The 13,668-nt window shown below is 60.6% G+C and carries 12 protein-coding genes; 6 read left to right on the forward strand and 6 right to left on the reverse strand.

What is annotated here, in order from left to right; genetic code table 11:
- Positions 1-16: 16 nt before the first annotated feature.
- Together ACO6TG_RS11800 and ACO6TG_RS11805 are read left to right on the forward strand one after the other, a co-directional pair.
- Positions 17-814: an ABC transporter ATP-binding protein gene (locus ACO6TG_RS11800; RefSeq protein ID WP_422378346.1), complete on the forward strand. Its 798-nt coding sequence runs from the start codon at positions 17-19 to the stop codon at positions 812-814.
- Complete coding sequence (locus ACO6TG_RS11805) at positions 811-1,578, forward strand: ABC transporter permease (protein ID WP_422378347.1); 768 nt, start codon at positions 811-813, stop codon at positions 1,576-1,578. The genes ACO6TG_RS11800 and ACO6TG_RS11805 overlap by 4 nt, the downstream gene beginning before the upstream one ends.
- Positions 1,579-1,595: 17 nt before the next feature.
- Here ACO6TG_RS11805 and ACO6TG_RS11810 read toward each other — a convergent pair whose 3' ends face one another.
- Positions 1,596-2,603, reverse strand: a complete 1,008-nt coding sequence (locus ACO6TG_RS11810; RefSeq protein WP_422378348.1) for a GlxA family transcriptional regulator — start codon at positions 2,601-2,603, stop codon at positions 1,596-1,598.
- A gap of 64 nt (positions 2,604-2,667) precedes the next feature.
- Between ACO6TG_RS11810 and ACO6TG_RS11815 the strand changes: the two genes are divergently transcribed.
- Positions 2,668-2,982 (forward strand): DUF1272 domain-containing protein, encoded by a 315-nt coding sequence (locus ACO6TG_RS11815; RefSeq protein WP_422378349.1) that lies wholly within the window; start codon positions 2,668-2,670, stop codon positions 2,980-2,982.
- Positions 2,983-3,035: 53 nt separating this feature from the next.
- Here ACO6TG_RS11815 and ACO6TG_RS11820 read toward each other — a convergent pair whose 3' ends face one another.
- Positions 3,036-4,088 (reverse strand): LacI family DNA-binding transcriptional regulator, encoded by a 1,053-nt coding sequence (locus ACO6TG_RS11820; protein WP_422378350.1) that lies wholly within the window; start codon positions 4,086-4,088, stop codon positions 3,036-3,038.
- Between the two features lie 115 nt (positions 4,089-4,203).
- Between ACO6TG_RS11820 and ACO6TG_RS11825 the strand changes: the two genes are divergently transcribed.
- The 3 genes from ACO6TG_RS11825 to ACO6TG_RS11835 all read left to right on the forward strand — a co-directional run bounded on the left by ACO6TG_RS11825 (position 4,204) and on the right by ACO6TG_RS11835 (position 7,300).
- A complete protein-coding gene (locus ACO6TG_RS11825) occupies positions 4,204-4,506 on the forward strand; it encodes a hypothetical protein (RefSeq protein ID WP_422378351.1) in 303 nt (100 codons plus the stop codon).
- A gap of 91 nt (positions 4,507-4,597) precedes the next feature.
- Complete coding sequence (locus ACO6TG_RS11830) at positions 4,598-6,565, forward strand: PAS-domain containing protein (RefSeq protein WP_422378352.1); 1,968 nt, start codon at positions 4,598-4,600, stop codon at positions 6,563-6,565.
- A 9-nt stretch (positions 6,566-6,574) separates the two neighbouring features.
- On the forward strand, positions 6,575-7,300 hold the full coding sequence (locus ACO6TG_RS11835) for a response regulator transcription factor (protein ID WP_422378353.1): 726 nt from the start codon (positions 6,575-6,577) through the stop codon (positions 7,298-7,300).
- Positions 7,301-7,380: 80 nt separating this feature from the next.
- Here ACO6TG_RS11835 and ACO6TG_RS11840 read toward each other — a convergent pair whose 3' ends face one another.
- The 4 genes from ACO6TG_RS11840 to ACO6TG_RS11855 all read right to left on the reverse strand — a co-directional run bounded on the left by ACO6TG_RS11840 (position 7,381) and on the right by ACO6TG_RS11855 (position 13,531).
- Positions 7,381-8,331: an asparaginase gene (locus ACO6TG_RS11840; protein ID WP_422378354.1), complete on the reverse strand. Its 951-nt coding sequence runs from the start codon at positions 8,329-8,331 to the stop codon at positions 7,381-7,383.
- Positions 8,332-8,632: 301 nt separating this feature from the next.
- On the reverse strand, positions 8,633-11,299 hold the full coding sequence (locus tag ACO6TG_RS11845) for a TRAP transporter large permease subunit (protein WP_422378355.1): 2,667 nt from the start codon (positions 11,297-11,299) through the stop codon (positions 8,633-8,635).
- Positions 11,300-11,320: 21 nt separating this feature from the next.
- Positions 11,321-12,355 (reverse strand): TRAP transporter small permease subunit, encoded by a 1,035-nt coding sequence (locus ACO6TG_RS11850; protein ID WP_422378356.1) that lies wholly within the window; start codon positions 12,353-12,355, stop codon positions 11,321-11,323.
- A gap of 75 nt (positions 12,356-12,430) precedes the next feature.
- Entirely contained in the window at positions 12,431-13,531 is a 1,101-nt protein-coding gene (locus ACO6TG_RS11855; RefSeq protein ID WP_422378357.1) for a TRAP transporter substrate-binding protein, read from the reverse strand.
- Positions 13,532-13,668 lie beyond the last annotated feature (137 nt).

Genomic DNA, 13,668 nt, shown 5'->3' on the forward strand with positions numbered 1-13,668 from the left:
TCGATCCAAGGACCCCATGACAGCACTGATTGAAATCAAGGACGTCCGCCACGCCTATGCGACGGCGGCCGGTCCCTTGCCCGTTTTGGACGGGTTGAATGTTTCCGTAGAAGAAGGTGGTTTCTGCGCTGTTGTCGGCCCATCCGGCTGCGGAAAATCCACCTTGACCCGGCTGATCGCCGGACTGATGAAACCCGACGAAGGCGAGGTCTGGCTTCACGGTGAACGGGTGCGCGGTCCACGCTCCACGGTCGGCATGGCCTTTCAGAACCCCGTGCTTCTGGAATGGCGCACGATCCTGAAAAACGTGATGCTGCCCCTGGAAATCGTGCCGAACGGCCTGAAGGGAAAGGCCGCCGTCGACCGGGCACGGCATCTCCTGTCTCTCGTCGGCCTTGAGGGCTTTGAAGACAAGCGGCCATCGGAACTCTCCGGCGGCATGCGCCAGCGGGCGTCGCTCTGCCGGGCGCTGGTTCACCAGCCCGAAGTCCTGATCCTTGACGAACCCTTCGGGGCTCTCGATGCCTTCACGCGCGAAGACCTCTGGCAGACCATGCATGACCTGAAGGAAAAGGAACCCTTCACCGGCGTGCTGATCACCCACGACCTGCGCGAATCCATCTTTCTGGGTGACCAGGTGGTGGTGTTGTCCGGCCGTCCCGCGCACACGCAATATGTCATGTCCATTCCGCGTGCCGAACGTGCTTCGCTCGAGGAACTTTACACGGCAGAGGCTGCTGAACGACTGGCGATCCTGAGGCACCAGATCGAGATTGCACAGGGCCGCGCCCCGGAAGAGGAGCCAGCAGCATGACCGGACGCTTCCGTAATGTGATCGTGCCTCTTGTGGCCATGCTTGTTTTCCTGCTGCTCTGGGAGGCCCTCGTCTGGCTGAACGGCTGGCCCAACTACAAGATGGCCTCCCCTAGCGATCTCTGGCCCGCCTATACCCGCTACTGGGAGCTGTTCCTGGTGATGGGTTGGCAAACGCTCTGGCGCACGGTGGTCGGCCTGCTGCTGGCGGTGATCGTCGGCACGGCCTTTGGCATGCTCATGGGCTTTTCGCGCACCATGCGCGATGCGCTTTACCCGCTCCTGGTCGGCTTCAACGCCATCCCCAAGGCAACGGTGGTGCCGATCGTCGCGCTGATGTTCGTCGGCGCTCATGACTTCAACACCATCCTGATCGCCTTCATGATCTCGTTTTTCCCGATTGCTGTTTCAGTCTCGATCGGCCTGTCGACCCTGGAACCGGAATACCGGGACATCCTCAGATCGCTAGGGGCGTCACAGACGACGATCTTCTGGAAAATTGCGCTGCCCAAGACCCTGCCGGAATTCTTCGGAGCCCTGAAGGTCTCGGTAACACTTGCCTTTATCGGCACCAACCTGATGGAAATCGTCAGCCCGCATGGTCGCGGCCTCGGCGCCCTCTTCGACAGCGGTAAAACCAATTCGGACTACCCGCTCATGTTCGCGGTCCTGATCGCGCTCGCCCTGCTCGGCATCGTTCTCTATTATATCGTTGTCGGACTGGAGAAGATTTTCGCGGGCTGGGCGGAACGGGCGCCGCACTAGACACGGGGCTGATTACTCTAACCGCCAAAGCGCTGCAGGTAGTCCTGCGGCGCGATTCCCTTCTTCCGCTGAAAAGCCCGCCGCATTCGTTCCGCATTTCCGAACCCGAACAGATGCGGCAACTCCGCCAATTGCGCTTCCCCTCGCTGCATGGCTTCGCAGGCCGCCTCAACGCGCAGGTCTTCAACAAATCGGGCCGGGCTCATGCCCATGACTTTTGAAAACTTGCGGGCGAAATTCCGCTCGCTCATATGCACCTTCTCGGCCAGCCGCGGCACGGACAGATCGGCCGCCAGATTTGCCATGATGTCCGTGACCAGGGCATCAAAAACATCGCCGCTGCTTTCCGTTTGCCTTGCAAGCGCGGAACTGAACTGCTGCTGTCCACCCGTCCGGCGCACATAGAGCACCAGTGACTGCGCCAGCCGCAAGGCTTCGGCCCTGCCCAGATCCTCCTCGACCATGGCAAGCGCCATGTCGATACCAGCCGTCACCCCCGCGGATGTCCAGACCTTGCCGTCTTTTTCAAAGATGGAGTTTTCATTGAGTTTTATGTCCGGATACCGGCGTTGCAGATCGGAACACGCCATCCAATGAGTGGTCGCCCGTTTGCCATTCAGGAGCCCGCCTCTCGCAAGAATAAAGGCTCCAAGACAAATCGACCCGATGCGACGGACCCGGCCAGACATCTCAGACAGAAAGATCTGCAAGCCGTCCGACTTTGCAGCCTCCAGCGCACTGTTGCCACCGGAAACCAGGAGCGTGTCCGGGGGATCGCTCGCGCAGGTGTCGAACGCTCCCGTTTCAAGCGAGATCCCGGCATCTGTGACAACGGGGCCGCCGCGCTCCGACAGCAGTTCAATCTCGTAGGCCTTGCGGCCAGGCAGCCCGGTCGCATCCGGAAAGCGGGCATCGTTGAACACTTGCAACGGTCCGGTCACGTCAATCAGCTTCGTCCGATCGAACAGAACAAAGGCGACCCGGCGTCTGACTTGATCAATATTGGCAGAAAAAGTGGGCATCATGTCATTTATGTCAGAACGATTGCGAGGCAACAATGGCCCAGGACCTGACTTGAAGGAGAAAGCCATGCTCGAGCTGCGCCCCAACTGCGAATTATGCGACTGCGATCTGCCGCCACAATCTGCTGAAGCCCGAATCTGCAGCTACGAATGCACCTATTGCGCGGATTGCGTCGACACGGTTCTCAAGGATGTCTGCCCGAAATGCGGCGGCAACTTCATGCCGAGGCCCATACGGCCCCAATCCGCCTGGCGGCCCGAACGCCAGCTGGGCCTAGGCAACAATCCTGCCGGTGAAAAGCGCTATCACACGCCCTACACCCGCGAAAACATCAAGGAATTCGCCAGCCAGCTGAAGGATGTGCAACCGGACAAACGATAAGGAGACCTTGTGTTGCGCTGCAGCTCTTCAGCCGATTTTCCAGAGCCAGGACCTTAGCTGGTGCCTTCACTCGCAAGATTTCCCGGCGCTGCCGTGCTCCTGCGCACCACCAGCCAGGGCTCCAATTGAACACTCGCCGTTTTTGGCTGCCCACCCTGCAAAAGGTTCAACAGCAGTTGTGCCGCCTGTTCCCCGACAGCGCGGCGCGGCTGGTGGATCGTCGTCAGAGGCGGCACGAAGTGGCCTGCAATATCGATATCGTCGAAACCGACCACCGACACGTCTTCCGGCACGTTGAAACCGGCTTCACTCAATGTCGAAATGAAACCGAAGGCGGCGCGATCACTGGCACAGAAAACAGCCGTCGGCCTGTCCTTCAGAGCAAGCCAGCCTTCCGCCGCCTGCCTGCCCGATTCCAGAGTGTAGTCACCTTCGAAGACCCAGGCCTCTTCAGCCTCCAGTCCGGCACCTGAGAGCGTTGCCCTGAAACCTTCCAGACGGTCGCGACCGGGCTTGTGCGACAACAGCCCGGTGACATGGCCGACGGTCTTGTGGCCGAGGGCCAGCAGATGCGACACCGCAAGATTTGCACCAAGCAGATTGTTGACGACGGCAATGGGCACGGTCGGGTCATCACTCCATTCGCCCGCCGTTACGATAGGCGGCAGTTTTGGATTGGCGGCCCGAATTTCGGCGATCGAAAAATGCCCGTCCATGATGACAATGCCGTCGCAATTGTTCTGGCTAAAGAACTCGTTGAGATTTGAGCGTGCCATCGAAGGCTTGCGCGTATCTGCAATCAGAACCTTGAGATTGCGGTCGGCGCAGACGGTTTCGATCCCTTGAAGGATATTGGAAAAATGCGAGTTACCGATATCGGGAACAAGGGCAACGATCGCGCCTGTGTCCCGGCGGCGCAAGTTGCGGGCCGCGTGATTGAGCACATAGCCGGTTTCCTCGACCGCCCGGGCAACCTTGTTGCGGGTTTCTTCCGACACCCGGTCGGGCATGGACAGGGCCCGGCTGACCGTCGCCGTGGAGACCTTGGCTGCACGAGCGACATCCTGAACCGTGGGATTTGTTTTTTTGGGGCTCGAATTGCTCATTCTGGTCAGGTTTGCCGCAAAAGTCTGAGAATACGGTCTAATGTCATGACCTCGTTCTTTAGCACATTTGGCCGAAGCAGCCACAATCGGCACGCCAACGAAAACGGAGAGCCCCATGGCCGAGATATCTGACCTCGACCTGTCAGCCAGCGCCCCCCGGGAAGAATTGCCGCCACCCATGAAAGCGCTCTGGTGGCTGAAGAAAGGCGACTTCCGACTTGGCCCTGACTGGCATGAAGCGCATGAGATCTGCCAGACCGCTGAAGGGGACCCGACACACGATTGGATCCACGGTCTCTGCCATCTCATCGAAGGAGACCCCGGCAACGCAGCCTATTGGTTCCGTCGGGCCGGTCGGAACCCGGCCACACAAGATCCGCAAGACATCTGGATGGAGATTGCCGCGTCGCTGGGTTGATCGCAGCAAGCCCTTACGCCCACACGCCTCCTCCATTCGGACTAGGCGAGAGCAGTTCAGTCTCCGGGCGATTTGATTTACTCTCCCGCGCATGGAGGAAACAGACCAGCTCAAGGCACAGATCGACCTGCTTCAGGCAGCGCTCGATCACATCAATCAGGGCTTCACCGTGTTTGACAGCGACCTTCGTCTGGTCGCCTGGAACCGTGGCCTTTACGATATGCTCGACATGCCGGAGGAGATCGTAAGGCGCGGCTCCCATCTTGAAGCCTTTATTCGCGTCAACGCGGAGCGCGGCGAATACGGCGAAGGCGACATCGAAGGCAAGATCGCCCGCCGGATCGAGCGCGCCAGGCTCTTCGAACCGCATTATTTCGAGCGCGTGCGTCCGAACGGTCAGATCATTGCCGTTTCTGGCACCCCACTGCCACAGGGCGGTTTTGTGACCATCTATTCGGACGTCACCGAGGAACGTCGGCGGCAGAAAAAGCTGGAACAGACCGTCGAGGAACGCACGCGCGCGCTTCAACAGTCGGAAGACTGGCTGCGCCTGGTCACCGACAACATTCCCGCCCTGATCGCCTATCTGTCACCCGGCCCGGTCTTCCGCTTCGCCAACCGGCGATATGCAGACTGGTTCGGCCAGTCCGTTGCCTCCATTGCCGGCAAGCGGGCGCCTGATGTCGTCGGTGACGATCTGTTTGCCGAAATCGCACCGCATATCGAAAAGGCCTTTGAGGGCAACGCGGTCAGTTATGAATACCAGCGCAGTCGTCCGGACGGCACGCTGGCCTATATGCGCTCCACGCTGATCCCCGACATGACCCAGGACGGCCGCACCCTCGGTATCTTCGTGTTGTCGCTCGACGCGACCGACCAGAAACAGGCCGAAGCGGCCCTGGTGCAGTCGCAACGCATGGACGCGGTCGGCAAACTGACCGGTGGTCTTGCCCACGATTTCAACAATCTCCTGGCGATCCTGATGGGCAACCTGCTCAGCCTTGGCCGACTGGAAGAACCTGTCGACAAGGAGGCTCTCGACAAGAAGCTGTCGCCAATGCTGGATGCCACCAAGCGCGGTTCGGAACTGATCCAGCGCCTTCTGGCGTTCAGCCGGGGCAAGGCGATTGATCCGCAAACCGTCCCGCTCGCCGATGTCATTGCCGGCACCAGCCGCCTTCTTGAAGGGTCGCTGCCCTCCTCGATCACCTTGAACATCCATGCGGACGACCGGCAGGTCGCAGCCTGCATCGATCCGACCCAGATGGAAACGGCCCTGATCAACCTTGCGTTCAATGCACGCGATGCCATGCCCGACGGCGGCCAGCTCACGATCTCGCTGGACGAGACCGTACTGGAGACGCAAGAAGCAAAAGATCTCGGCATCGCCGCCGGCCCCTATGCGCGGATTGCCGTTGAAGATACGGGCGGCGGCATGGATGCAGATACCCAGCTCAAGGTCTTTGAACCGTTTTTCACGACCAAGAGCTTTGGCACAGGAAGCGGACTTGGCCTGTCCATGGTCTATGGTTTCATCCGCCAGTCGGGCGGAGCCATTCAGATCAGCAGTGCGCTCGGTGTCGGGACCTTCATGACGCTCTATCTGCCGCTTGTTCGTCTGCAGGACCCAGAGGACCAGGCCCGCGACAAGAGCAAGGCCCAATCGCTCAAGCGCGGCCAGGGAGAGCTTCTGCTCCTGGTGGAAGACGACCCGGATGTTGCCGCGGCCGTGACCGATCAACTTCAAAACCTAGGCTACAGTGTGCTGCTGGCGGAGAGCGCGGATGATGCCCGGACGCTGGCTCTGGACCTGCCGGAGCTGAAGGGCGTTTTGAGCGACATCATCATGCCGGGCCAGGTCAACGGCCTCGCTCTTGCCAGGGAGATCCGGCGCGAGCGTTCGGATCTCGGCATCGCGCTGATGTCCGGATATGCCGACTGGTCAAACCTTGCCGGGCAGGGCCAGACGTGTGAATTTCCGGTCTTGGCGAAACCCTTCGCAGATGCTCAACTCGCTGACGCCGTTCAGCAGATTCTCTCATTGAATTCCAAGGGATAGGAAACAGCCTTGCAGACACGCTCCGCATCGGCCGGCAGACGCCAGGTTTTCATCGTCGATGACGAGCCGGAAATCGGCAACCTGCTGGCGGATGCCATGCAGCAATTCGAGATGGATGGCCGGAGTTTCTCAACGGCGCGGGAGGTCCTGTCTGCCCTCGATCTTGAGACGCCCGATGCCTGTATCGTCGACCTGGGTCTGCCGGACATGGAGGGTATGGCACTGATCAACGAGATCCGCCGGCGCTCGTCGGTGCCGATCATCGTGCTTTCCGCACGTGGTCACGCCACCGACCGGGTCATGGGTCTCGAACTTGGCGCCGACGACTATGTGGTCAAGCCCTTCGACCCGAGAGAGGTCGTTGCCCGGATCCGGTCCATTCTGCGACGATCTGCAGAACAGGCACCGGCCACAGCGAAACTGGAACTGGCCCGTTTCGAGGGATGGACCTATCAGCCGACCTCTCACGGACTGACGTCACCCGAGGGTGAAGAGACCTTTCTTTCGACCGGCGAAGCTACTCTGCTGGAAGCGTTGCTCCGAGCTCCGAAACGCGTGCTCACGCGCGACTATCTGCTCGAACATGGCGGCCGGGACGAAAGCCTCGACCGATCCATCGATGTGCGCGTGTCACGCCTGCGCAAGAAGCTGACCCGCAAGGGCGAGGCAGAAGTCATCCGCACCATTTACGGATCCGGCTACATGTTTGCCACGGACGTCGACTGGACGTCTTGATGCTGCCTGGCCCGAGCTTCTGACTGAGCATTTCCGGCACAAATCGACGCTAACACAAGACGGGCTGGATCAACGCCGTTTCAGGGAGTGAATTCCCCGCAGAGGCAGGCTTCCAGCCGCTGCCTGCGACCCGCCGGATCAGATGCAAAGGCAAGCGTATAAGCAAGCTTTGCATAGGCCGCTTCCACAGTCATGTCGCGGCCGTCGACAACATCATGGTCCAGCAATATTTGCGCCGCCGCATAGGTCCCGAGCGCCATGCCGCCCTCGGGACACTGGCTGACGCCGACAACCGGGATCCGCCGCGATTGGGCAATTTCAAGAGCGACCCTCAGTCCCTGCGTGTCCGGTGCTGTGCCCGAGCCGAAGCAGCGCAGCACCAGGCCGTCGCAGGTTTCGGCAGCATGCTGGAGCAGCGACGCCGGCATGCCGGGCGCCATCGCAATGATGCCGATGGCAGGCGTGCCGACACAATGAAGGCTGGGTTCACCGGCCTGCTGAAGCGGAGCAATGTCACTGGGATCGGCGCTGAACCCGTCAAATGCGCGCGAATGAGACTTGCGGACCCGGCCACCATGCAGCTTCTTGCCGGCGAACTGCACCCAGACACCCGGTGCCGTCGCCTGCACCAGCTGGAAGGCCTCGATAATATTGCGCACCCCGTCGTTGCCATCCACGGTCAGCGGCAGCATGGCCCCGGTCAGGACCACCGGAATGCGAAGACCCTCCAATGCAAAGCAGAGCGCCGCGGACGTATAGGCAAGCGTGTCCGTACCGTGGGTCACCACGACGCCCTCGAATGCGTGCTGGTGCGCATGAATAACCCGGGCGATACGGTTCCAGTCCTCGGGCGTGGCATTGGCGCTGTCGATCAGCGGCTCCAGAACCTCAAGCTCGATCTCATCGGGCAGCTTTCCTTCGGCTTGCAACGCCACGACAGCGTCTTCGACGACGCCGCGGCGCGGTGCAAAGCCGGCCCCGGTCTGCGCCATGCCGATGGTGCCGCCGGTATGAACCAGTAGAATGCGCATGTTTCCTCCCACGACCGAGACAGCAGCTGACGGGCGCCTGTGTCCGGTTTGCGGGCGTCTTACCGGATTTGCCGCGCCCTCGCCATCCCCGGAAACCGGTTGGCTGCCAGTTCCGGCAGATTGTCTCCGATATGCTGTGGAGGGTGTTTCAGGTCCCAGCCACGATACCAACGAGACGCGGGAAGTACCGCGCAAGTGTTTCCCGCCCCCTACCGGACTACGTCGCCCTGAAAGACAACAGCCCAAACAAAAAGGCGGGAGGAACATGCCTCCCGCCTTTCATCAACTCGTTTGGCTTGTCTTAGAAGCTCAGGGAAATATCCCGGTGATCCGACAGACAGGCAGCAACGTCCAGAGCCATGTCGTTCGGCAGACGCTCCTGAGCGCGGATGCCGATATTGTTGATCACAGCGGCGTCATAGGCAGCCAGTTGCGGCAGGATCTCTTCTGCGCCCTTCTGACGCCAGGCAAGATCGGCATCCAGTGCGGCGATCGACTTGTCGATCTCGGCAATGGCGGCCTCCGCATTGGGCTCTCGGCTGCGCATGATCTTGCGCGCTTCCGTCAAGCCCTTGCGGATATCACCGGTGCCTTCCGCTGCGCCCACTTTCGAGCGCATCGCGGCAATGGCTTCGACAGCGGCTTCCGGTTCAAGCTGGGCCACTTCCGCCTTCAGGGCTTCGAGCTCCGGCTTGAAGGCGGCAACCGTGTCCGCATCCCCAAGGATCGCCTTCAGTTCGAGCAACGGCTCATAGGCCTGGTCGACTGTCCGGCGGTAGGTTTGACGCGCCTTGGTCTCCGCCTTCTGGATCTTCGAGAAGGCGTTGTAGGTGTCTTCCCAGGTCCCCGGGATTTCGCCCAGGATTGCGTCGCGGTCTGCCTCAAGCGCAGCAATCCGCTCTTTGGCGCGCTCACCCTGTTCCGGCGTGTAGACGGCATTCGCACCGGACCGGTCCACGATGATCTGGTATTCGGCAATGCGTTCATCCACACGGCGCGCATCGCGTTCCAGGGCACGAACGGTCACGTGTTCAGGACGATAATCCCCTGAGGCGGCTTCCACGGCTGCTTCCGCCTCGGCAATCGCCTGCATCTGCGGGATGGCATCGCGGGCCTTTTCAAAGCCTTCGGCCATGTCCTTCTGCAGGTCTTCCGGCAGATAGCTCATGTCGATGGCCTCGGCCTTCTGGATCGCGGCCAGAATGCTGTCGCCATTCGATTGGAAGTCCTCGTAGATGAGGCGTTCCATGCAGTATTGCAGGCGCGGGTTCTTCGGCGGCGGCGCCGTTTCCGACAGCAGCGACGAGCGGTTCGGCAGGTAGTTCACCAATTGCGGATAAAGCCCCACAATGCCGAGTGCCACAAGCTGCAGGCAGATGAACGCAATGACGCCCTTGTACATGTCCAGCGTCTTGACCACGGCCGGCGCAACCCCGCGCAGATAGAACAGCGCGAAACCGAAGGGCGGTGTCAGGAACGAGGTTTGGATGTTCAGGCCGATCATTACGCCGAGCCAGACGGCCGTGACGTTGGCCGACGGGTCGGCCAGCAGGATCGGCGCCACGATCGGCACGACCACCACGGCAATCTCGATGAAGTCGAGGAAGAAGCCGAGGATGAAGATCACCAGCATGACGATCAGGAACTGGGCCCAGAACCCGCCCGGTAGACCCTGCAGGAAGTTCTTGACCAGTTCTTCGCCGCCAAAGGCACGGAAGGCCGACGTCAGCATGGCCGCACCAAGCAGAATGATGAACACCAGGGCGGTGGTCTTGGCGGTTTCCACCATGACCCCGCGCAGGGTGTTTTCCAGTTGCAGAGTGCGCCACCCGGACCAGAAGATTGCGATCAGCAGGAGCGACACGGCAATCAGCGCCAGGATCAGGGCGACCAGGTCATCACTGGTCTGGATCAGCTTGATGTTGACCGCGCCAAAGAAACTGATGACGACGGCAAGGCCCAGGAGCGCCAGAATCGCGATGATCGCGGGGGAATAGGCGCCCCGCTTGCCTTCCCGCAAACGGTAACCGGCCATCACCATGGCACCAACGGCGCCGATGGCACCGGCCTGGTTGACGGTGGCAACACCGGCGATGATCGAGCCGAGCACCAGGAAGATCAGCGCCAGCGGCGGCACCAGGGTGATGAACACCTTGACGGCAAACTGGCGGGTGAATGTGCCTTCCTCATGAACGGCCGGAGCAGCTTTCGGGTTCAAGAGCGCAAAGCCGAGAATGAACAGCATGTAGAGCCCGACCAGGACAAGACCTGGCAGGAAGGCGCCCAGGAACATTTCGCCGGCACTTGTCGAGACGACGGCAAAATCGGACGGCATCGACAACTCGCCGGTATTGGCCTTGTAGAGCGTCGTTCTGAGCGAACCGGCCTGGTCGACTGCGCTGGCCAGCTGGTCAGCCAGAATGATCAGGACGATGGACGGTGGAATGATCTGCCCAAGCGTACCCGACGCTGCGATCGTGCCCGTTGCCAGCGGCACGGAGTAATTGTTGCGCAGCATGGCCGGCAGCGAGATCAGGCCCATGGCCACAACGGTCGCGCCGACAATGCCGGTGGTCGCTGCCAGAAGCGCGCCCACGAACACGACGGAGATGCCCAGACCACCCGGCACCGGACCGAACAGGCGCGCCATGGTCACCAGAAGATCCTCGGCGATCTTGGACCGCTGCAGCATGATGCCCATGAAGACGAAGAGCGGAATGGCGATCAGCGTATCTCGCTCCGCCTCCCAGTAGATCCCTCGGAAGTTGGTAACGCCAGCGCTCAGCCACTGCCCGGGCCCGCCATGGGAGAAGAAGGCATCCGTGTCTCCGGCGAAGAGATAGCCGGTGCCTGCGGCGATGCCGATGGTGAGGATCGCAGAGCCCGGCAGAGCAAAGGCGACCGGAAAACCGGAGCCAAGCGCGAAGGCCATCAGCACCACAAGAAGAAGAAGGAAGAAAAGTTCCATGTCTGTTGGTCTCGCCCGGCTCTAGTGTGCTGCGCTGCTGCTATGGTCCCGGCCACCCGGTTCGCCGCGAATGTCGGCGATGGCATCCAGGAAATAGGACACGAACTGGATCAGCATGGTCACGGCGAACACGCCCAGGAACCCGGCCATGAGATATTTCACGTAAAGACCGAAGCCGGCCTGCGTGACCTCATAGGTCAGGATCGGGCTGTTGATGATGTTCTGCTTGCCACCCATGCCGATGAAGAGAATGACCGTGCAAAGCGTCATGCCGAGCACGACCGAGCCGAAGGCATTCACGTAGCCCTTGGTCTTGGTCGACATGCCGGCGTAAAAGACGTCGACGCGCACATGGCCTTCTTCCAGCAAAGTGTAGGCACTGGCGAACAGGAACAGGGCCGCGTACCAGAAGCGGACGAGATCCGCCAGGAAGGCCTGCTCATAGGAAAAGACGAAACGGCCGATCACGATCATCAGCTCGGCGATCACGACCAGCAATGCCAGCCAGGTAAAGCCGAGCGTGCGCGTGAAAGCGGCGATGACCACGGACAGGCCGATCAGCGGCATGTGCACGTAGGCGCCGCGGAACCTGGACTTGCCGAGATCCTCGGCCAGTTGCTCGCCGACGACATTCGCCAGGAAGCCCTCAACCCGCAGGAAGGAGATCGCGGCATCCACCAGTCCGACGATCAGGACTGCGAAGAAGGCAGCACGTATCAGAAAGGCATTGATGTTGCTGATGCGGGCACTGTCCTCGCGAAGGGTTCTGTCGGACCGCATCACATAAGCAAAGCCCCACAGGATCAGGCCTGCATAGATGGCCAGCTGAAACCAGGACCAGATGATCGACATCGACCCGTTCGCCACGCCGCCGTAGATGGGCTGCACACCGGGCAGGTTCTGCCAATATGTCAGGTAGTTGTTGATCAGAAACGCCGTCATGATCGCGAGCACGGTCCAGCCGAAGAGGCGGAAGATGCGGGCGCTACCGGGAGTATAAGCGTCACCGGAATTCATGGCAGGCGAGCCGTCTTGAACAGGGTCCAAGGCCGTCATCGTGGCTATGCCTTTTATCTTGTCAATGCAAAGAGGGACGGGATTGCTCCCGTCCCTTTATCCCCCAAGCCGTGCTTAGGACGGAATGCCCAGAACGCGGTTCCGCTTGTTGGAATAGGCAACGTCGGAGATTGCCATCCAGCTGCCGATTTCCTGGCGCGCATTGACGAAGCTTTCGAAGATCTTCTTGGCTTCCGGAGAATGGTCCATGGCCTCTTCGAGAACTTCCTGAGCTGCTTCACCGAAGGCGTCGTAGATTTCGTCGTTGAACTCTTTCAGTTCAACGCCGTGCTCTTCGATCAAACGCTTCAGGTAGACACCGTTGTTGGCGTTGGTTTCCGCCATGGTGTTGGCGTTTTCTTCCGCACAGGCCGCTGCGATGATGGCCTGGTCGGTCTTGGACAGACCGTCGAACCATGCCTTGTTGCAGCCCATGGCCAGCATGGCGCCCGGCTCGTGCATGCCCGGGTAGTAGTAGTACTTGGCCGCTTCGTAGAACTTCATGAAGTAGTCGTTGAACGGACCAACCCACTCGGTTGCGTCGATCGCGCCGGAGACGAGGTTTTCATAGATCTGGCCACCCGGCAGGGAGACCGGAGACGCGCCCAGTTTCGCCAGAACGTCGCCGCCCTGACCCGGAATACGCATCTTCAGACCTTTGAGGTCGTCGGCGGTTTCGATTTCCTTGTTGAACCAGCCGCCCATCTGGACGCCGGTGTTGCCGCAGGCAAAGTTCTTCAGACCAAAGCCGGCTGCGAGTTCGTCCCACAGCTCCTGGCCGCCACCGAACTTGATCCAGGCATCCATTTCCGTGACGGTCAGACCGAACGGCACGGCTGTGAAAGCTGCCCAACCCGGGTGCTTGCCCTTCCAGTAGTAGTCGGCGGCGATGTAGGCCTGCGCGTTACCGGAAGCAACTTCGTCGAAGGAGTCAAAGGCACCAACGCGTTCGCCGGCGGCGAAATACTGAACGTTGATACGGCCTTCGGTCAGCTCGGCGATACGGGCGGCAAGACGCTGTGCCGGAATACCCAGGCCCGGGAAGTCCCGCGGCCAGGTGGACACGATCACCATGTCGGTGGTGCCCTGAGCAATAGCCGGAGCGGCCAGAGCGGAGCCTGCAGCTATACCGCCAGCGCCAAGGCCGGCCTTTTTGATAAACGAACGACGATCCATTAGTTTCCTCCCTAATCGGACCCGATTTCGGACCGGGTACACACTTGCACCGATCTCCGCGTATGTCTAGTTGACGGAGCGGTGCGGATGCTATTCGTGGTTCTGCGCATCTTCTCGGTAGTACTACTGAGATTGAA

Origin of the sequence: Roseibium sp. (assembly GCF_965233565.1) — a bacterium.
GTDB lineage: Bacteria > Pseudomonadota > Alphaproteobacteria > Rhizobiales > Stappiaceae > Roseibium.

What these genes read in the sequence shown, in the direction of transcription:
- ACO6TG_RS11800 (WP_422378346.1), top strand. Translation starts at nt 17, where the DNA reads ATGACAGCACTGATTGAAATCAAGGACGTCCGCCACGCCTATGCGACG.
- ACO6TG_RS11820 (WP_422378350.1), bottom strand. Translation starts at nt 4,088, where the DNA reads ATGAGCAATTCGAGCCCCAAAAAAACAAATCCCACGGTTCAGGATGTC.
- ACO6TG_RS11810 (WP_422378348.1), bottom strand. Translation starts at nt 2,603, where the DNA reads ATGATGCCCACTTTTTCTGCCAATATTGATCAAGTCAGACGCCGGGTC.
- ACO6TG_RS11825 (WP_422378351.1), top strand. Translation starts at nt 4,204, where the DNA reads ATGGCCGAGATATCTGACCTCGACCTGTCAGCCAGCGCCCCCCGGGAA.
- ACO6TG_RS11855 (WP_422378357.1), bottom strand. Translation starts at nt 13,531, where the DNA reads ATGGATCGTCGTTCGTTTATCAAAAAGGCCGGCCTTGGCGCTGGCGGT.
- ACO6TG_RS11830 (WP_422378352.1), top strand. Translation starts at nt 4,598, where the DNA reads ATGGAGGAAACAGACCAGCTCAAGGCACAGATCGACCTGCTTCAGGCA.
- ACO6TG_RS11815 (WP_422378349.1), top strand. Translation starts at nt 2,668, where the DNA reads ATGCTCGAGCTGCGCCCCAACTGCGAATTATGCGACTGCGATCTGCCG.
- ACO6TG_RS11845 (WP_422378355.1), bottom strand. Translation starts at nt 11,299, where the DNA reads ATGGAACTTTTCTTCCTTCTTCTTCTTGTGGTGCTGATGGCCTTCGCG.
- ACO6TG_RS11840 (WP_422378354.1), bottom strand. Translation starts at nt 8,331, where the DNA reads ATGCGCATTCTACTGGTTCATACCGGCGGCACCATCGGCATGGCGCAG.
- ACO6TG_RS11805 (WP_422378347.1), top strand. Translation starts at nt 811, where the DNA reads ATGACCGGACGCTTCCGTAATGTGATCGTGCCTCTTGTGGCCATGCTT.
- ACO6TG_RS11850 (WP_422378356.1), bottom strand. Translation starts at nt 12,355, where the DNA reads ATGACGGCCTTGGACCCTGTTCAAGACGGCTCGCCTGCCATGAATTCC.